General features: G+C 44.6%; 19 protein-coding genes. 5 read left to right on the top strand and 14 right to left on the bottom strand.

Annotation, left to right across the window (positions count from 1 at the left end):
• Nucleotides 1-63 precede the first annotated feature (63 nt).
• Nucleotides 64-582 (top strand): peptide-methionine (S)-S-oxide reductase MsrA, encoded by a 519-nt coding sequence (gene msrA / locus BK820_RS07760; protein ID WP_071320577.1) that lies wholly within the window; start codon nt 64-66, stop codon nt 580-582.
• 58 nt (nt 583-640) lie between these two features.
• Here msrA and BK820_RS07755 read toward each other — a convergent pair whose 3' ends face one another.
• The 5 genes from BK820_RS07755 to BK820_RS07735 form a co-directional block, all read right to left on the bottom strand.
• Nucleotides 641-1,045, bottom strand: a complete 405-nt coding sequence (locus BK820_RS07755) for an ExbD/TolR family protein (RefSeq protein WP_004813257.1) — start codon at nt 1,043-1,045, stop codon at nt 641-643.
• Entirely contained in the window at nt 1,045-1,665 is a 621-nt protein-coding gene (locus BK820_RS07750; protein WP_004813259.1) for a MotA/TolQ/ExbB proton channel family protein, read from the bottom strand. Before BK820_RS07750 ends, BK820_RS07755 begins: the two co-directional genes overlap by 1 nt.
• A 25-nt stretch (nt 1,666-1,690) precedes the next feature.
• Nucleotides 1,691-2,464, bottom strand: a complete 774-nt coding sequence (locus BK820_RS07745; RefSeq protein WP_071320576.1) for an energy transducer TonB — start codon at nt 2,462-2,464, stop codon at nt 1,691-1,693.
• Between the two features lie 207 nt (nt 2,465-2,671).
• Entirely contained in the window at nt 2,672-3,538 is an 867-nt protein-coding gene (purU, locus tag BK820_RS07740; RefSeq protein WP_004813265.1) for a formyltetrahydrofolate deformylase, read from the bottom strand.
• Nucleotides 3,539-3,598: 60 nt separating this feature from the next.
• Complete coding sequence (locus BK820_RS07735; protein WP_008302057.1) at nt 3,599-4,318, bottom strand: TetR/AcrR family transcriptional regulator; 720 nt, start codon at nt 4,316-4,318, stop codon at nt 3,599-3,601.
• A gap of 136 nt (nt 4,319-4,454) precedes the next feature.
• Here BK820_RS07735 and BK820_RS07730 point away from each other — a divergent pair, with 136 nt between their 5' ends.
• From BK820_RS07730 to BK820_RS07715, 4 genes are all read left to right on the top strand, one after another.
• The gene (locus tag BK820_RS07730; RefSeq protein WP_071320575.1) at nt 4,455-5,903 is read left to right on the top strand and encodes a coniferyl aldehyde dehydrogenase; all 1,449 of its coding nucleotides are present in this window, start codon (nt 4,455-4,457) and stop codon (nt 5,901-5,903) included.
• A gap of 165 nt (nt 5,904-6,068) precedes the next feature.
• Nucleotides 6,069-6,305, top strand: a complete 237-nt coding sequence (rpmB, locus tag BK820_RS07725) for a 50S ribosomal protein L28 (RefSeq protein ID WP_004813275.1) — start codon at nt 6,069-6,071, stop codon at nt 6,303-6,305.
• A 16-nt stretch (nt 6,306-6,321) separates the two neighbouring features.
• On the top strand, nt 6,322-6,477 hold the full coding sequence (gene rpmG, locus BK820_RS07720; RefSeq protein ID WP_001205031.1) for a 50S ribosomal protein L33: 156 nt from the start codon (nt 6,322-6,324) through the stop codon (nt 6,475-6,477).
• A 153-nt stretch (nt 6,478-6,630) separates the two neighbouring features.
• On the top strand, nt 6,631-8,346 hold the full coding sequence (locus tag BK820_RS07715; RefSeq protein ID WP_004813277.1) for a cation:proton antiporter: 1,716 nt from the start codon (nt 6,631-6,633) through the stop codon (nt 8,344-8,346).
• A gap of 60 nt (nt 8,347-8,406) precedes the next feature.
• Here BK820_RS07715 and BK820_RS07710 read toward each other — a convergent pair whose 3' ends face one another.
• The 9 genes from BK820_RS07710 to BK820_RS07670 all read right to left on the bottom strand — a co-directional run bounded on the left by BK820_RS07710 (nt 8,407) and on the right by BK820_RS07670 (nt 18,366).
• Nucleotides 8,407-8,685, bottom strand: coding sequence for a hypothetical protein (locus BK820_RS07710; RefSeq protein WP_004813278.1), 279 nt, complete (start codon nt 8,683-8,685; stop codon nt 8,407-8,409).
• Nucleotides 8,686-8,788: 103 nt separating this feature from the next.
• The gene (locus BK820_RS07705; RefSeq protein WP_004813280.1) at nt 8,789-9,292 is read right to left on the bottom strand and encodes a DUF6586 family protein; all 504 of its coding nucleotides are present in this window, start codon (nt 9,290-9,292) and stop codon (nt 8,789-8,791) included.
• Between the two features lie 410 nt (nt 9,293-9,702).
• Nucleotides 9,703-9,954, bottom strand: coding sequence for an RNA recognition motif domain-containing protein (locus BK820_RS07700; protein WP_004890294.1), 252 nt, complete (start codon nt 9,952-9,954; stop codon nt 9,703-9,705).
• Nucleotides 9,955-10,037: 83 nt separating this feature from the next.
• Nucleotides 10,038-12,026: an ATP-dependent helicase gene (locus BK820_RS07695; protein WP_071320574.1), complete on the bottom strand. Its 1,989-nt coding sequence runs from the start codon at nt 12,024-12,026 to the stop codon at nt 10,038-10,040.
• 308 nt (nt 12,027-12,334) lie between these two features.
• On the bottom strand, nt 12,335-13,462 hold the full coding sequence (locus BK820_RS07690) for a glycerate kinase family protein (protein WP_071320573.1): 1,128 nt from the start codon (nt 13,460-13,462) through the stop codon (nt 12,335-12,337).
• Nucleotides 13,463-13,584: 122 nt separating this feature from the next.
• On the bottom strand, nt 13,585-14,343 hold the full coding sequence (locus BK820_RS07685) for a hypothetical protein (protein ID WP_071320572.1): 759 nt from the start codon (nt 14,341-14,343) through the stop codon (nt 13,585-13,587).
• A gap of 3 nt (nt 14,344-14,346) precedes the next feature.
• The gene (locus BK820_RS07680; RefSeq protein WP_004890306.1) at nt 14,347-15,150 is read right to left on the bottom strand and encodes an NYN domain-containing protein; all 804 of its coding nucleotides are present in this window, start codon (nt 15,148-15,150) and stop codon (nt 14,347-14,349) included.
• 92 nt (nt 15,151-15,242) lie between these two features.
• Nucleotides 15,243-17,885, bottom strand: a complete 2,643-nt coding sequence (gene topA / locus BK820_RS07675) for a type I DNA topoisomerase (protein WP_071320571.1) — start codon at nt 17,883-17,885, stop codon at nt 15,243-15,245.
• A gap of 31 nt (nt 17,886-17,916) precedes the next feature.
• Complete coding sequence (locus tag BK820_RS07670; protein ID WP_048882541.1) at nt 17,917-18,366, bottom strand: ammonium transporter; 450 nt, start codon at nt 18,364-18,366, stop codon at nt 17,917-17,919.
• Between the last annotated feature and the right edge of the window lie 52 nt (nt 18,367-18,418).

Below are 18,418 nucleotides of genomic sequence, written 5' to 3'. Positions count from 1 at the left end.
TTTTTTCTATTTGGTATTTACAGCGTAGAATAGAGAAAGAAACTCGGAATTAAGGACAAGATTATGCAACAGGCGCTATTTGGTGGTGGATGCTTTTGGTGTACCGAAGCGGTATTCCTGCAGATTCGTGGTGTCAGCAAAGTCGTTAGTGGCTATGCCGGTGGACATACCACTCATCCAACCTATGAAGAGATCTGTAATGGTGATACCAACCATGCAGAAGTGATTCTGATTGATTTCGATGAAAGCCAGATCAGCTTTAAGCAATTGCTGGATGTATTCTTTGCCACTCATGATCCAACAACGCTCAATCGCCAAGGCAATGATGTCGGTACACAGTATCGTTCTGTTATTTACTATCTGAACGAAGAACAGCAACGGCAGTCACAAGAAGCTATTGATGCACTGAAGGCTGAAGGTGTAAATGTAGTCACTGAACTCAGTCCTGCTCCGACCTTCTATCCAGCTGAAGATTATCATCAGAACTTTTTTGCCAAAAACCCAAGTCAGGGTTATTGCAACTTTGCCATTCCTCCAAAGCTCAACAAGCTACGTGCCAAGTTTGTAGAACTGTTGAAGTAAAGCAATATTGTCATAAAAAAGCGACCATCTCAGGTCGCTTTTTTTGATCTTGGAAAAATCAGTTATCGGTTGCAAAAGCAATATCGGTGAGTCCGGCTCCACTCGCGCGTGACATCACTTGAGCAACGGTGTCGTAACGTGATTCCTTATCCGCCTTCAATACAATCGTTGGCTGACGCTCTGCCTGCCCAGCTTCATTGAAACGGGTTTCCAGCTGTTCCAGGCTAAGCACATCACCATTCCATGCCACATCACCCTGAGAGTTAATGCTGATGGTAATGTTCTCTGGCGGAAGATCAATAATTTCCGCAGTCGTTTGTGGCAAGGTTAATGGAATTGATGGGTTCGCAACGGTCGCTGTCACCAGGAAGATGATCATCAATACCAACATAATGTCGATCAGGGGAATGAGGTTCATCTCATTCATGCCTACATCGTTGTCTTCACCCAGTTGAAAAGCCATTAAACTTGACCTCCCACTAAACTGTCTTGTGCAACTTTGCTTTCAGCTTTCTTGGCAGATTCCTGTTGCAGCATCGTATCAATCAATAAGCTATGAGCATGGTCTTGTAGTTCATGCGATAAACCACGGTTAAAACGTACCGCGATGTTATAAGCCAATACAGCTGGAATCGCCACTGCCAGACCCAGACCTGTCATGATCAGTGCTTCACCTACGGGTGTTGCCACCTGAGCCAGACCTGCCTGACCGCTCTTACCCACTGCTACCAGTGCATGGAAGATGCCCCATACTGTACCGAATAAACCAATGAAAGGTGAAATCGATGCGATGGTACCCAGAACTGACACACCTTTTTCCGCATTGGCTTTTTCAGCTGCAATCTGGCGTAGCAATGCTTGTTCAGCTACGGCTTTGCGTTGTTCAAAGCCCAAAGGCGCCATTTTTGATTTCAGTTTATCTAGGGCATCAGATAACTGTGCATAAGCCACTTGCTTGAGTTGGCGCGTACCGAGTAAACGCAGTACAAAGATCGTCCATGTCGCAATCGACATTGCCAGTAACACAAAATAAAGTGTTTTACTGACTGCATCAGCATGTTGCCAATAAACTGAAAAGTTCATATTCGAACTCCTAATGGGTTAGCCGTTATCTGGTAATCTGGAAGTCAAAGGGCTGCTCAACACGTGTTGGATAAGCAACGCCATTTTCAACATATTTGGTTAATTGTGCACGACGTACAGCAGACTCGACCTTACGGTTAATCGAAGGGCTGCAGCTTGAATTACGTGCTGTCGCAGCCACTACCTTGCCTTGTTCATTCGCTGAGATATCGACCACCATGGAACAGGAACTTTTCAATTCACCTGCTGACATCGATACTTTTGGCGTACGCAACCAGGTCACACCACCACCCAAAGAAACACTTTTAGGAGAAGGAGGCGCAGGTGGTGCCGGTGGCGCAACAGGCGCAGGCGGTGCCACAGGTGCTGGTGGAGGTGTCGGAGCGACTTTGGTTTCTTTCACAACCGTTGGTACAACCGGACTTGGCGTTGGTTTTGCTTCAACTGCTGGTGCCACAACCTTAGGCGTTTCAGCCTTCTTCACTTCCTGGATTTTTTCAACCTTTTTCGGAGGTGGTGGCAACGGTTTTTCAACAATCTTGACCTCTTTCGGCTTCGGCGGCTCTTTCTTCGGCTCAGGCTTTGGCTTCGGAGGTAATGGTTTTGGTGCTTCCTGCAGTTTTACAAAGCGAACCTTCATCGGCTCCTTGTCTACAGGCTTGAGGTCAGGTGCTTCCATCTGGCTGACAGCCCACAATAGGCCAACATGTCCCACCAGTACAGCTGCCATAACAGCTGCGACTTTCTTTTTCATCTGGTTGGGTGGAGTAGGCATCATAGGAGAAGCAACTTGGCTCATTAAATCTTTTACCTTGAAGAGATGATATGAAACAAATAATCAAGCTCATCGGTTAGCACAATTAAAGTACGCCAATAATAAATGAGAAGGGTTTTCATTTGCAATAACAATCCCCAACTTTCTTCATTTTTTTCGACAAATGAGAGAAACAACTCAAATAAAAAAAGACATACTTAAAGTATGCCTTTTTGAATGATGATGCAAGATTTATTGGAATACCACTGTCTTGTTACCATCCACAATAATACGGTCTTCCAGATGCCATCTTACGGCACGTGCCAGTACATTACGCTCTACGTCCTGCCCCAGTTCACGCAGCTGCTCTACAGTAAAGTCATGGTTTACACGCTCTACGTCCTGCTCAATGATTGGACCTTGGTCCAGATCAGCCGTTACATAGTGGGCAGTCGCACCAATCAGTTTCACACCTTTTTCATAAGCCTGCTTGTACGGATTCGCACCCACAAACGCTGGCAGGAATGAATGGTGAATGTTGATCACTTTCATTTCCCATTTTTGTACAAATTCTTCGTCCAGAATCTGCATATAGCGCGCCAGTACTAACAAATCATTGCCTTGCATCAGCTCATCAATTTTTGCATAAGCTTCACGTTTGTTGTCTTTAGTCACTGGCACTACTTCAAATGGAATACCAAAATTTTCAACCGATTCACGCAGCGTTTCATGATTCGATACTACTTTGGTGATTTCACATGGCAGACCGCCACGTGCATGACGCCATAACAGCTCAAGTAAAGCGTGATCAACTTTAGACACCAGAATGCCGACTTTTTTCACATCACTTACCAGCGCCAGACGCCAATGCATGTTATAGCGTTCCGCAACATTGACAGCAAAAGTCTGTAACAGGCTTTCTTTACGGCTTTGCAGGTTATCGAGTTCAAACTCAACACGCATGAAGTAACGTCCGCCCTGAGCTTCTGTCGCGTATTGATCAAGCGCAGTAATATTGGCGCCCTGATGATACAAGAAGCTTGAAACAGCCTGCACGATGCCCGGCTTGTCTTCACAAGTAATCAATAAACGTGCGGTGTTAGCAGTCGTCATATTCATGTTGGTAAACGTCACTAATCAGATAAATTAAAAAATAAGCCGAGTATTCTAGCGCGTTTCTTAATTATTCTGAATAGTTTGTTCAGTTTCCCGATCTTTAGCGGATGACAGACTGGCAAAAAGCTCGGAAGAACCAAAAGAGTTCAACAGGCTTTCATAGGTATGACGGCTCTCACCACGCAGATAGGCACCTTCCAGGAATACCATTTGACGCAATGCCTGCCATACCCATTTTTCTTCCAGATGGTTCGAGTCGGTAATATGACCAGACATATACAGGAAGTTGGTCCAGTTGGTCAGCACGATCCACAGGTTGATAATTAAGGCTTCAATTTCCGAATCAGTCATTTCCATTAAGCCAGCATTGACAAAGGCTTTATAGATTTTTTGTCCCTGCTGCATGACTTCACCCGCAAAGCGCGGATACAGCTTACGGAAGTCTTCATTATTTTCCACCAGGTGATAAACATCACGATGCAGGAAACGATAGGCCCATAACTGGCTGCTAAGCACCTGAAAATAATGGATCTTGTCATTGGCATCCAGTGGACGGTCATCCGGTAATGCCAGCATTTCCAGGGTTTCCTTCTGGTACTGCTCCATCAGCTCCTTGATGATTTCATTCTTATTACGGAAATGATAGTACAGGTTACCCGGGCTCATACCGAGTTCAGCAGCAATATGATTCGTCGTAACAGAACGCTCACCACGCTCATTAAATAACTGCAAACTGAGCTGCAAAATACGTTCTTTCGTTTTCAACGTTTTGGTTTGGGACATCCTAAAATAACCATTCAGTTCATATACCCGCACGCACCAGCAGCGCATTGACGGTCGAGTACACAAAGTAACTTGACTAATTAGAGTATTTACTCTAAAAATAAATAATCGATTTTCTTAAAAGTGGTAGTGCTGCATGAACAGTCACACAAAAACGACATTAATGACACCACATTTTTTTGACAGCCAGTGCCTTAATGACATTCTGGCACAACAAAAACATGCCTACTTACGTTACCCGCTGCCGACTGCAAAGGAACGTATCGATCGTTTAGCTCGACTTAAGCGTATCTTAGTTAAGTATCAAGATCAATTTGCCGATGCAATTAATCAGGATTATGGTAACCGTTCCATTGGTGAAACCAAAATCGGGGAACTGTTGACCTGCCTAGAACACATCAAATATTACAGCAAGAATCTGACTGGCTGGATGAAACCATCCAAGCGTCACGTCAGCATTATTCACCAGCCAGCCAAAGCCTGGGTGCAGTACCAGCCATTGGGCGTGGTCGGCATTATTGCGCCCTGGAACTATCCTTTACTCCTCTCGATTGGACCACTGGTCTGTGCACTGGCTGCAGGCAACCATGCCATGATTAAAATTTCGAGTGCCTCTGCTCATTTTGGAGCGGTACTTGAAACAGCCTTGGCGGAAGCCTTTCCAAAAGAACTGGTCGCAGTCATTACTGGTGGCGGTGCAGTATCTGATGCCTTTTGCCGCTTGGCTTTCGATAAAATGATTTTCACGGGCTCAACCGCGGTGGGTAAAACCGTGATGGCAGCAGCTGCAGAAAATCTGGTGCCGGTGATTCTGGAACTGGGGGGCAAATCTCCAGTACTGGTTCATCCATCTATTGATATTGAAGATGTGGCAGAGCGTATTGCCGTGGGTAAACTCTGGAATGCTGGTCAAACCTGTGTGGCCCCTGACTACATGTTCCTGCCACGTGGTAAAACCGCTGAATTTATCGACCATTTCCGTAGCTATGTGGAAACCATGTATCCGGATATCACCCATAATCAGGACTACACTTCGATTGTGAATGACAAGCAGTACAATCGTCTGCAAGGCTATTTGGAAGATGCACGTGCACATGGCGCCCAGATTATTGAAATCAACCCGCGTAATGAAACACCGGCAGATCTGCGTAAAATAGCACCGACCGTTCTGACCAATGTGACGCCAGATATGGATATCATGAAAAATGAAATCTTTGGTCCACTGCTGCCAATCATGGAATATGATCAAATTGACGATGTAATCGACTTTATTAATAGCCGTCCGCGTCCACTTGCATTATACTATTTCGACTTTGATCAGGCGCGTGCCGATTATGTCGCACAGCGTACCCATTCAGGGCACTTCGGCCAGAACACGGTACTCACTCATGTTGCACAGGATGACCTGCCATTTGGCGGCGTTGGCGCTTCGGGGATGGGTAAATACCATGGGCCAGAAGGCTTCTTCAGTTTGTCGCATGAACGGTCTGTAATGTCCAATCCTAAGCTGTATAGCTTGAAATACATTCTCCCGCCGTTTAATAAGCCGATTCATAAACTGATTTCGAAGACTCTTCTTCGATAAATGATCAAGGCATGAGCTGTTGCACCAACTCATGCCCGGTTTTAGACAAAATCGCTTGTCTTTTAAGCGCATTTTTGGTATAAAACGCCCCTTGAATGAATTCAATCCGTTTATTTTTGACTGGCCATACAGATTTGCTGTTGGCTAAATCAATGGAGTTACACCATGTCTAAGGTTTGCCAAGTTACCGGCAAGCGTCCAGTCGTTGGTAACAACGTCTCACACGCCAACAACAAAACTAAGCGCCGGTTCGAGCCGAACCTGCACCAACACCGCTTCTGGTTAGAAAGCGAAAAACGTTTCGTACGTCTTCGTCTTACTACTAAAGGTATGCGTATTATCGATAAATTGGGCATTGAAAAGGTTGTTGCTGACCTTCGTGCTCAAGGTCAAAAGATCTAAGTAAGGAGTCAGGACAATGCGTGATAAGATTCGCTTAGTTTCTTCAGCTGGTACAGGTTATTTCTATACCACTACTAAGAACAAACGTACTATGCCGGAAAAAATGGAAATCAAAAAATTTGATCCAAAAATCCGTCAACACGTGATCTTCAAAGAAGCTAAAATTAAATAATTTTAGTTTTTTGAAAAAAAGCGACCTTTTAGGGTCGTTTTTTTTTGCATTTTTTTTATTCAGCTTGATAAACTTTCTTTTTGTTTTGGCACTTTTTGTGCTTATTTCCCATAAAAAACTGAAATTTTAAAATTCATCTTAAAGGAGTGTTTAGTGCCACATGACGTAGATCTCATCATATTACTGGCTGTAGGCTTTGGACTGGCGCTGGCATTCGGCTATATCGCTGCGCGCTTGCGTCTACCTCCCTTGATCGGATATCTGATTGCCGGGATCCTGATTAGCCCCAATACCCCTGGGGTAGTCGGTGACATCCAGCTCGCCAACCAGCTTGCCGAATTAGGCGTCATGTTCCTGATGTTTGGTGTCGGGATGCACTTTTCCTTAAATGACCTGATGCAGGTAAGGCGCATTGCCCTGCCTGGTGCGATCCTGCAAATTGCAGTGGCTACCCTGCTTGGCGTTGGTGTATCCATGCTCTGGGGCTGGAGTTTTGGTTCTGCGCTTGTTTTTGGTTTAAGTCTCTCCTGTGCCAGTACTGTCGTGCTCCTAAAAGCACTGGGAGACCGTGGTCTGCTTGAATCCATTAACGGTAAGATTGCTGTAGGCTGGCTGTTGGTTGAAGATCTGGTCATGGTATTGGCACTGGTGTTACTTCCTGCAACCGCAGTTTTACTCGGTGGTCAGGCACTGGAAGGTAGCAGTGATGGGAATATCTGGCTCACCTTGGGCATTACCCTACTCAAGGTCGCAGGCTTTATTGCCTTTATGCTGATTGTTGGTAAACGTCTAATACCAATGATCATGCAGGTTGTCGCGCGTCTAGGCTCACGTGAACTGTTTACGCTAACTGTTGTGGCCGCTGCTGTATCGATTGCCTTTGGTGCCTACAAAGTCTTTGGTGTCTCTATGGCACTAGGTGCATTCTTTGCGGGTATGGTCGTGAAAGAATCTGATTTCAGCCATCGTGCAGAAGAAGAAACCCTTCCGCTACGTGAAATTTTCTCGATTCTATTCTTCGTTTCTGTTGGTATGCTGTTTGATCCGCGGATTATGATTGAGCAACCCCTGCATGTGCTGGCGGTTGTTGCCATTATTATGATTGGTAAGACCATTGCTGCGATGGCATTGGTACTGTTCTTCCGTTATCCAATCAACACAGCGCTGACAGTGGGTGCGTCACTGGCGCAAATCGGTGAATTCTCGTTCATTCTTGCTGCACTTGGGGTATCGCTAAATCTGCTGTCACTGGAAGGGCAAAACCTGATTCTGGCGGGTGCCTTGATTTCAATTACCCTGAACTCTTTTATTTTCGCTGCCATCGAACCAGTACAGAAATGGATTCGCGAACGTTCCAACCTGGCGCGTTTACTGGAGCGCAGTGGCGATCCACTGGCCATGCTGCCTGATGAAGTATCCCAGGACTACCTGCGCGATCAGGTAGTGATTGTCGGCCATGGTGAAGTGGGACGTCGCATCACGACTTCCTTGATGGAACAAAATATTAAAGTTGTGATTGCTGAAGAAAACCGGGAGATTGTGGAAAAATTGCGTGCCAAAGGCATTGCAGCGGTATCGGGTGTGGCGACTGAACCAGGCGTCTTAATTCAGGCCCATATTCAGCATGCACGTCTATTGGTCATTTCCCCTATGGATATTCTGGACATTCATAAAATCGTAGATATTGCCAAAACTTTAAATCCTGAAATTCAGGTACTGGTCTGTGCCGAAAGTAAGGAAGAAGCTGAAGTCATCCGCCGCGATAATGTGGGTGCGGTCTACTATGCTAAAGAAGAAATGGCGAAGAACATGAGCCGTCATATCCTGCATCAGATTCAGATTGCTCATCAGAATCCATCACATCATTAAAACTATAAAATAAAAAAGCGCACGTTAAAGTGCGCTTTTTTATTTAGAATAGGAGAGCAATCAACTTAAATATTTTGGTTTTTCATCCACAATTTCAGCCTGCATTTCATTTGCCTGCTTTTCGAGCAGGCCAAATAAAGCCGCCTGAATCATATGCTGAGCAACCACCGGGGTCTGATCACCGAGAAGTGCTTTTACTTCATCATTAAACTGAATAATGACCAATGGCTGTTTTTCTGAGCCTGCATTGCGTAATGCTAACTCACCACTTTCCAGTTGAACGAGTTCTAAAATCGCTTCTTGACTACCAAATAGTTCTTTCAATTGTTCTATAGACATATGTCCTCCATGTTCAACATGGTGGCAAAGCGCAGAATCACTTTGCATCGCTGTTTATTGGATATATGGTTAATAATTTCAATTTCAAGGGCCATTGGTCGGATTAAAATTCCACCATCTCATTGCGAAAACCATCAATCAATTGTGTCAGGTCTCGATGCCATTCACGCAGGATTGCTGTATCTGGTAACCACGCTTGAGGTGTTTGAGTGACTTTAATAATCAGTTTAGAAGATGTTTCATCTTCAGGCTCCGGCACACTCGGCTCGGGTGTGTACTGACACAAACGATAAGCACGCTTCAGCTCAGCGATAAAGCCGTCTTTAGAAAGTTGCTGCATTACGGTGACTTCTGGAGAGATCTGCCCTTTCGCAGCCATCTGCTCTTCAATCGATTTCAAGGTCGGACTCAGATCATTTAAACGGTAATAACGCACCAGTTCCTGCAAAAAAGCCAAGACTGCACCATGCAAATGGAAAACTGCTGATTCACGATGTGCCTGAGCCTGCTGGACATGATCGGTTTGCTCTGCCTGCTGACAGGCAAGGCGGGCAAAATAAAGTTTCTGATTGGTACGGTCCGCATGATAGCGAGCAACACGAGTCATGGATTTTTCCTAAGTGTTAAAACAAATTTTGGCTTTTATAACTTAAAACCAGATCATTATTTTTACAATGGAATTTATTTTATTTATTGGTTTTTTCAGGAAATATGAACAACCGGGCTGAATTACTAATGCAATTTATTTTAATTTTTGAAGAGTCATTAAATCTCTTTCATAAATCAAAAAATGATCATTCTATTCATACTTAAATAGATATTTAAAACCCTTATCCCTCTGGAATGAGAGGCACTGCTTCGCTTTATAATGATTAAAAAATGATTTATGACAGAACTCTATTTTATTGAATAGACGATAAAATTTGGATTGAGTTAGTCAATCAGAAGCTCTAACTATTTGGTCATTCAGAAAAGTTATTTCTATAAAAAAGGAGCATTATCTGCTCCTTTTTCTATTTACGCCTGTGGCTTTTCTTCAGCCTGTTTCACACGAATGCCTGTACCATGTAAGCGCAAGGTATTCAGACCTTTGATCGCTTTAACTGCTTCACGGCCATGCGGCATTTCTACAAAGGCAAAGCCTTTAGACTTACCAGTTTCAGCATCCAGCACCAGCGTACAAGTATCTACTGTGCCATATTGCTTGAACAATTCCAGTAGCTCAGCCTCTGTCACAGTACGTTCCAAGTTACGAACTAAAATTTTCATTTGATAACCTTAAGAAGATAGGCAAAAAACATCAAAAAGCACTCGCCTACTCTACTTTTTGCATACAACAATATCTGTCTAGTTTAATTGAGATCAATGCCAAAATCTAAATTAATCGACTGGCGCTCGATTAAGGCACTTTTCACGGTTTGCTGACGGGTCTTGTAATGGGTTTCCGTAGTACACAGATGGCGAGTTAGATCATTCATAAAATAACTTTCAACTTTACGGCCCTGCTCATCTACTGTTTCGCGTGCCCAGTGATTCAGATTCTGTTTTGTCAAAATCAACTCATTCTGCGCACGGGTCAACGCCACATACAGCACCCGGCGTTCTTCTTCAACATCATCAAAATCACCTTGCGCACGCGCATGAGGGTACTGTCCCGGTGTCACATTCGCCACATAACAGACCTTCTGCTCTGTACCCTTGGCAGAATGGATGGTGATTAAAGTCACCACATCAGGATCTGACTGTCTTTCAATTTCAGAAATCGATACCGGATCGAGTACATACTCTTCCAGGAACTCACTCAGCTGGGCATGTTTGGAAGCCAGCTGCTTGACCAGTTCAAAATCACCCAGACGGCGATTCCAGTCTTTTTTGTAGTTTTCAGCGAGCTGGTTTTCGATGGCTTGAATGGCCAGACTGACACAGGCTTCAACTTCTGTTTTTAACACAGCCATCTGCTTCATGATTAGAATGGATTCCAGCGGAATTTTGCCAAATTTTTCCAGCTTGTCTGCAATGATGTCCATCTCAGGCTCTGCCAAGAGTTGCTGTGACAGTTTACTCGCACCGACATCACCTACGCCATTCCACAGCGTCAGGAAACGCATCCAGGCAATATCATCCAGCGGATTGGCAACCACACGCAGTAAACTCAACAAGTCTTTAACATGTGCAGTTTCTAACAGCTTCATCCCACCGATAAAGCGATACGGTACATTGGCAGCAATACAGGCCGCTTCAATATGGCGTGCCGCAAAACTGGAACGCACCAGCACCATATGATCAGACCATTTACTGCCTTGTAAGTAATGACGCTCTTTGATATCGATGGCGATCCATTTGGCTTCATCAAACTCGTTCGGGAAGATATGCATTTTTGGCTTAATGCCTTCACCCCGATATGCATCCAGCCGCTTGTCATATTTAATTTCGGATTGATCCAGCAACCAGTTGGACAGGTCTAGAATCTCTTGAGTCGAGCGGTAATTTTTTTCCAGTTTAAAAATCTGGGCATCGGGTACGCGCTCTTTGAAATGGTGAATATTTTCAAAATCTGCACCACGGAAACCATAAATCGACTGGGCATCATCTCCAACACAGAACAGACTGATATGATCTTTGAGTGGTTCTAGCAAGGCCCATTGCAATGGATTGGTGTCCTGCATCTCATCGACCAGCATATGACGGCAGATTGAAGCGACATAATCCACTAGTCCTTCTGATTGAGCTAGCGCACTCGCAACGACTGCCAGAATATCGTCATAGTCCAGAAAGCTGCGTGCCTGCTTACGTGCTTCATATTCTTTCATGATGTCAGCAATCTGATCTTTCAGCGCCAGATATTCCGGCATCTGTTTTTCCAGCGCCAGACTCAGCTTCTGACGGGTATTGCGTGCAAAGGAATACAGGTCACACAACTCTTGTGGCTTGGGTAGATAATTCGGGTTTTTCTTGTCATCGCGTCCGCGAATCAGACGGAACATCATCAACTGATCATCACGATCAATAATCGAAAACTGCTCCAGTCCAAATGCTTTGGGAATACGGCGCAGCAGATACATACAGAAGGTATGAAAAGTCGATGCCCGCAGACCTTTGGCCTCCTCCCCCAAAGCCAATTCCACACGTGCGACAATTTCACTGGCTGCACGACGGGTAAAAGTCAAAATCTGAATCTGATTCGCAGGTACGCCCTGATCGATCAGATAAGCTGCACGTGCGACGATGGTTTTAGTTTTGCCACAGCCCGCCCCAGCCAAGACCAAACTGTGCTTTGCTTCAGTCGTCGCAGCTTGTTTTTGTTGGGGGTTCAGTTCATCTATTAGGCTGGCTAAACTCATGGTCACTCATCATTCTGTGGATGCGTGTAGTTTAACAGATCGCTCTTATAATTATGGCTTTTCATCCGCGCTGAAACAGCACCCAATTTTATCTCTTGATTTGCTATAGGGTCGATGGCATGGATGCCGTCTGCTGGATTAGGGTATAGGGATATCCCCTCAATCCAGCAAAGGATTTTTGTTACCTTGCAAAGCAGTGCTCTTTCTCATCCATGAAAAGTAAGATCTGCTTACGCGTTATTATCTACCATTATGTAAAGCTTGTGCAGCAATGACTATCTTGTAAGAGAAAACTAAGTCCTCGGTTCTCAAATATTTTTAATAGTTTTGGACACTGCTTTTTCCAGATTCACTTCCCCATTTTTTAATGCTTCTTCCAAGCTACAATCTGGTGGATTAATTCCCACAATCTGAGTAAATCCGGTATCAAATAAAGACTCAATTCCTTCACCCACCAGACCTGCAAAAGCTAGCACCGGTTTATTGAACTGTTGTGCGACCTGAGCAACGCCAAACGGCGTTTTACCTAAGGCCGTCTGGCTATCAATCTTGCCTTCACCAGTCAGCACATAATCCGCTTGAGCAATTTTTTCTGCTAATCGGCTTTGCTCAATAATCAATTCTACACCGGATTGCAACTTGGCACCCGCAAATGCCATAAGGCCAAAACCCAAACCACCCGCTGCACCCGAGCCTGCTACATTCTTTATAGAAATACCTAAACTTGCTTCGACCAGATCAGCAAAATGGCTGAGATTACGATCCAGTTGCTGCACCATTTCCGGAGTTGCTCCCTTCTGCGGCCCAAAGATTGCCGAAGCGCCATTCGGTCCACACAGTGGATTATTGATATCAGAAGCGATTAGAATTTCGGTGTTTTTCAAACGAGCATCTAACTGGGAAATATCTATTTGATTAATCTGATCTAGATTACCGCCGCAGACCTGAATCGCTTCACCTGTACTATTGAAAAACTGGACACCCAATGCCTGTGCCATCCCGGCACCGCCGTCATTGGTGACACTACCACCAAGTCCAATAATAATTTTGCTGACGCCCAAATCCAAAGCCTGCCTGATCATTTCCCCTGTGCCATAGGTGGAGGTCAGCATGGGGTTACGTTGTTCTGCTGCGAGCAAATGTATGCCATTGGCTTTGGCCATTTCAAGGACGGCAGTTCGACCATAATCGACTATGGCAAAATAAGTAGACACTTGTTGAGTCACTAAAGGCCCAGTCACCATACAGGTAATACCTTGACCATCCAAGGAGCGCAGCAAGGCCTCTACTGTTCCCTCACCACCATCTGCCATAGGCACAGCGATACAGCATGCATCAGGAAAGACCTGTAGAACACCGCGTTGCATAGCTTGGCACGCTTGCTCGGCTGACATACTTTCCTTAAAGGAATCGGGTGCCAGGACAAAAGTATGCATATTCTTCTCAATTATTAATATTTTATGGTTAGAAGTTTCAGTCTATCTATAAGCTCATAAGCCAGTATCAAATTTATTTACAAGCACGACTAAAGTTGTGGGGTAAATTCAGCATTATCCAATCAGTGTTTCCAACCCAATTCAATCGCAGTGATCTCATTAATTAGAGTCTGGCTTAAAGATTCTGGCATTTTACTTGACGTTTGAGAGGTTGGAATATGCCCTGCCATCAGTTCTGCTTTGGCTTGCGGAAACAAAGGTTGCTGATCTGGAAATGCATATCCCACAGGATACATCGGCTGACCGGTCGCCAGATCATATTTATCGCTGGCTCCAAAGGCATGTAATAGCTCATGTACAAGGACAATCTTGTTTTGTTCAGTCTGTTTCCTGGAAGCGAACAGGTTCACTGATCCAATCCGGCCTTTTTGTAAAGCCGTTGAATGCTTTAATAGTTTATGCTGTGCCGCATCATAATAGTTTAAATATAAGATCACATTGGCCGAAGGATCTGAACTTTGCTGCTGTTGCCAGGCATAGAAACGGAATTTCAGGCTCCAGACAATGGTATCTATAACTGATGCCTGCTCAGGAACTTTAGGCGGTATTTCTTTCAGTTCACGTCCAAGATTAAAATAGAAGTAGGTTGGTTGATCACGATACTGATGCGCAGCCTTTTCCAGATATTCTTGTGCTCCATTTAAATCCTGAGCCGAGAGCTGCTGAATATATTGTTGGGTAGCTGCTGAACCATCAGCATTAATTGGATGCAACAAGACAAAAATAGGCTTGGACCAGTCCTGGTTTTGGTCACGATAGGCATTGACTGCGACCACAAATAAAATCAGTAGTAAAATCAGGATTCGGATTTTTTTCCACATGCTTTAAGCACTCTGTTTTTTTATTTTTCTAAGAAACATCTGGCTCATTTCAATCTTAGTTTCAAAAAGATTTAAAGTCTTGATTAACCCAGAAAGTTTGGCACGACCATAATTACGAGAGTCAAAATCAGGTTTTACCGCACTTATGTATTGCCCAACCATACTTAAATTGGCCCAACCATTTTCATCTGCATTATCTTTTACAGCTTTATAAATTAAATTAAGCGTGGCTCGGTCCATCCCTTCAGGTAACTGAATTTCCTTTTGGGCAGATATGGTTTTTTGTCCACTTGTCTTGCTAATATCCGAAACTTTTTTATCAATTAAATCTGTTTCTTCACTATCCTCATTATTTTTAATTTCACTATCTACAAGTAAGTTTTCAATATAAATAAACTTGTCACAAGCTTTTTTGAATGCTTCAGGAGTAGCTTTTTTGCCAAAACCATAGACGGTGAGACCATTTTCACGAATACGTGAAGCTAAGGGCGTGAAATCGCTATCACTGGATACGATACAGAACCCATCTAATGCACCTGCATAAAGTAAATCCATAGCATCAATAATCAGGATCATGTCTGTTGCATCTTTACCTTTGGTATAGGCAAATTGCTGTACAGGTGTAATTGCATGTGGAAGCAAAACATCGCGCCAATTTTTTAAGGTTTCACTGCTCCAATCTCCATAAACACGTTTAACACTGGCAATACCGTATTTAGCAACTTCTTCTAATACTGATGCGATTGCATTAATCGATGAATTATCCGCATCAATGAGCACTGCGAATTTTTTTGTTTGAATATCCACACCTTCCCCAAATTTTATTATTAATCAAATTTCTAAAATTTATTCTGCCATAAAAAATGCCGACTGATGTCGGCATTTTTCATTTTTAGCTTTTAGGCTTCAACCCATTTTCCATCTTGGTAAACCAGAGACCATTTGGTTTGCTTACCTTCAGGTGTTTCTGAACCAATATATTGCGACTGGTTCTTACGGCTGAATTTCACCAGAGTTGGATTACCTTCAGGATCTACATCTGGCGCCTGCAAGATAAACTGATACTTTGGATCCAGTTGATCCGCTACAGTACGCAGTTCTGCGACCTTCGGTGCGCGAGTTTCACGGACTTTCGGGAACTTGCTCGCGGCCAGGAACAGACCGGCTGCGCCATCACGCAGAACAAAGAAATCATCATGCTTGGTTGAACGCAGGTGTTCCATCTTGATCGGATCAACGCGCGGAGGTGCAGGCTGACCATTCTTCAAGACTTTACGGGTATTCTCACAGCTGGTACAGGCAAAATAAGGACCAAAACGGCCAGTCTTCAGCTGCATTTCACCATCACATTTGTCACATGGAATGGTTGGGCCATCATAGCCCTTGATCTTGAACTCACCTTCTTCCAGTTCAAAACCGGCACAGTCCGGGTTGTTACCGCAGATATGCAGTTTACGACCGCCATCAATGACGTAGCTGTCCATGGCAGTCGAGCAGATCGGACAACGTTTTTTCGACATCAGGTCAGCAGTTTCAGCGGCATCATCGTCAGACAGTGCAGCCAAAGACTCAACCGGGGTCAGGTTCAGTGTGCCTTTACAACGTTCTTTCGGTGGCAGGTTATAACCTGAACAACCCAGGAATACACCCGTTGTGCCGGTGCGGATCTGCATCGGACGGTCACATTCTTTACAGTGTACAGCTTCAACTTCTACAGGCTGATTGCGGCGCATGCCGTTTTCACCCTGAGCATTGGTCAGACGTTTCTTGAAGTCGCCATAGAAGCTGTCTAACAGATCCTTCCAGTTACGCTCACCATCTGCCACTTTATCCAGCTGACCTTCAAGGTCTGCAGTAAAGTCGTAGTTCATCAGGTTATTGAAGCTTTCATCCAGACGATCGGTGACGATCTCACCCATCTTCTCGGCAAAGAGACGACGGTTTTCCAGTTTTACATAACCACGATCCTGAATGGTCGAGATAATGGCAGCATAAGTCGAAGGACGACCAATACCTTTTTTCTCAAGCTCTTTGACTAAAGATGCTTCAGTAAAACGTGCCGGTGGCTTGGTAAAATGTTGAGATGGATCTAATTTTTCAAGTTTTAGTACTTCACCGACTTTCACAGCAGGCAACAGTACATCATCATCAGATTTGTTCTGGCCACGAACTTTGGTGAAACCATCAAATACCAGAGTACGACCTTTGGATTTCAGTTCAACACCATTCGCATCCACTAAAATAGTCGATGATAAATATTCTGCTGGTGTCATCTGACAGGCAACAAATTGACGCCAGATCAGGTCATACAGACGCTGTGCATCACGTTCCACTCCAGCCAGACTGTCGCCTTTCAGCGCGACATTGGATGGACGAATAGCTTCGTGGGCTTCCTGCGCACCGGCTTTATTACCATAACGGTTCGGCTTGGCTGGCAGATATTTCTCGCCATATTCTGACTCGATATGACCACGCACCATATTGACTGCATCATCACTCAGGAAGGTGGAGTCAGTACGCATATAGGTAATGAAACCAGCTTCATACAGGCGCTGCGCCAGCATCATGGTTTTCTTCACCGAGAAACCTAGACGGGTACTTGCGGCCTGTTGCAAGGTGGACGTGATATAAGGTGCGCTTGGATTGACCTTGGTCGGTTTATCTTCACGGCTAATAACTTTATATTCGGCGTCTTTAATCAGATTCAATAAAGCGTCAGTTTCAGCTTTATTATGCAGCTTTAAAGTCTTGCCATTTTGCTTGACCGCTTCCAGACGAATATCATCTTTCTTGGATTTGGTATCTGCAAAAACCTGCCAGTATTCTTCCGGAATGAACTTACGAATTTCACGTTCGCGTTCCACCACCAGCTTTACAGCGACAGACTGTACACGTCCCGCAGACAGGCCACGGGCAATTTTTTCCCATAGCAGTGGCGAAATCATGAAGCCGACGACACGGTCCAGGAAACGGCGCGCCTGCTGGGCATTAACCTTATTGGTATCTAGACGTGAGGGCTGTTTAAACGCTTCCTGAATGGCATTTTTGGTAATTTCGTTAAAGACCACACGCTGGTAGCGTGAATCATCGCCGCCGATCACTTCTTTTAAGTGCCAGGCAATCGCTTCCCCTTCACGGTCCAAATCCGTTGCGAGATACACTTCATCGACTTGCGATGCCAGTTTTTTCAGTTCAGCGACTACGCCTTCCTTGCCCGGAAGGACTTCATATTTGGCTTTCCAGTCATGTTCTGGATCGACACCCATCCGGTTAATCAACGCCTGCTGTGATTTTTCCGCTTTTTCTGCTTCAGTCAGCTTGGTTCGCGTTGCTGGTTTTTTCTCTGCAGTTTTCGCAGAGCCGCCCGTTGGCAAGTCACGCACATGACCCACCGAGGATTTCACGATGTAGTTTGAACCGAGATACTTGTTGATTGTTTTCGCTTTTGCAGGCGACTCCACAATCACCAAGGCACGTTTACTTCCAGCGTCGGAAGACTTCGCCGTGCTGCTTTTTGATGTGGACCGAGGAGCGTTCGCCATATTAACCGTTTAATCCTGTTTATTTCTAAAATTAAAGTTCAGCCAAAGAATGTAATAGTGCCTTGATGTCATCAAGTTGCGTGGCTCTAAGGTCAGATTCTTCATCCCAATACAGTCCTACACAGTTTGCCTGCATATCAATAGCATAAATGCCTTTTAATGCAATGGGAAAATCTTTAAATTTGTCATCGCCTTGTACCAGCTCAAGCTTTTGATCGACCACACGGGCACGCATCAGTGGCAAACGTGCGTCTGGTATCAGCACACTATAATAAGCCACCATACTGGCACGCTTTTCAGTGGCCATCGGCACTTTGGTCCAGTCAGGAGCCACAACCAGACGTGGGTGTAATCCCATCTTGCGGGCTTTCTCACGCATCATACCCAAAGCTCTTTCCCGTGGGCTGACACGCAGACCAAAAATAGATCCCAGTACAAATACAATGATGACGACAGCAACCCAGATTCCTGTATTTTCCATAGCTCAACCTTTATGTTCTATTATTAGAGTTGCATAAGCTCAATATAAAACG

Origin of the sequence: Acinetobacter sp. LCT-H3 (assembly GCF_001866125.1) — a bacterium.
Lineage (GTDB): Bacteria > Pseudomonadota > Gammaproteobacteria > Pseudomonadales > Moraxellaceae > Acinetobacter > Acinetobacter schindleri.
The sequence above is the reverse complement of the archived record's forward strand: the minus strand, read 5'-3'. Positions and strand labels throughout refer to the sequence as shown.

Bases quoted from the DNA above. Each gene is read 5' to 3' on its own strand.
- msrA (WP_071320577.1), top strand. From the start codon at position 64: ATGCAACAGGCGCTATTTGGTGGTGGATGCTTTTGGTGTACCGAAGCG.
- BK820_RS07755 (WP_004813257.1), bottom strand. From the start codon at position 1,045: ATGGCTTTTCAACTGGGTGAAGACAACGATGTAGGCATGAATGAGATG.
- BK820_RS07750 (WP_004813259.1), bottom strand. From the start codon at position 1,665: ATGAACTTTTCAGTTTATTGGCAACATGCTGATGCAGTCAGTAAAACA.
- BK820_RS07745 (WP_071320576.1), bottom strand. From the start codon at position 2,464: ATGAGCCAAGTTGCTTCTCCTATGATGCCTACTCCACCCAACCAGATG.
- purU (WP_004813265.1), bottom strand. From the start codon at position 3,538: ATGAATATGACGACTGCTAACACCGCACGTTTATTGATTACTTGTGAA.
- BK820_RS07735 (WP_008302057.1), bottom strand. From the start codon at position 4,318: ATGTCCCAAACCAAAACGTTGAAAACGAAAGAACGTATTTTGCAGCTC.
- BK820_RS07730 (WP_071320575.1), top strand. From the start codon at position 4,455: ATGAACAGTCACACAAAAACGACATTAATGACACCACATTTTTTTGAC.
- rpmB (WP_004813275.1), top strand. From the start codon at position 6,069: ATGTCTAAGGTTTGCCAAGTTACCGGCAAGCGTCCAGTCGTTGGTAAC.
- rpmG (WP_001205031.1), top strand. From the start codon at position 6,322: ATGCGTGATAAGATTCGCTTAGTTTCTTCAGCTGGTACAGGTTATTTC.
- BK820_RS07710 (WP_004813278.1), bottom strand. From the start codon at position 8,685: ATGTCTATAGAACAATTGAAAGAACTATTTGGTAGTCAAGAAGCGATT.
- BK820_RS07705 (WP_004813280.1), bottom strand. From the start codon at position 9,292: ATGACTCGTGTTGCTCGCTATCATGCGGACCGTACCAATCAGAAACTT.
- BK820_RS07700 (WP_004890294.1), bottom strand. From the start codon at position 9,954: ATGAAAATTTTAGTTCGTAACTTGGAACGTACTGTGACAGAGGCTGAG.
- BK820_RS07695 (WP_071320574.1), bottom strand. From the start codon at position 12,026: ATGAGTTTAGCCAGCCTAATAGATGAACTGAACCCCCAACAAAAACAA.
- BK820_RS07690 (WP_071320573.1), bottom strand. From the start codon at position 13,462: ATGCATACTTTTGTCCTGGCACCCGATTCCTTTAAGGAAAGTATGTCA.
- BK820_RS07685 (WP_071320572.1), bottom strand. From the start codon at position 14,343: ATGTGGAAAAAAATCCGAATCCTGATTTTACTACTGATTTTATTTGTG.
- topA (WP_071320571.1), bottom strand. From the start codon at position 17,885: ATGGCGAACGCTCCTCGGTCCACATCAAAAAGCAGCACGGCGAAGTCT.
- BK820_RS07670 (WP_048882541.1), bottom strand. From the start codon at position 18,366: ATGGAAAATACAGGAATCTGGGTTGCTGTCGTCATCATTGTATTTGTA.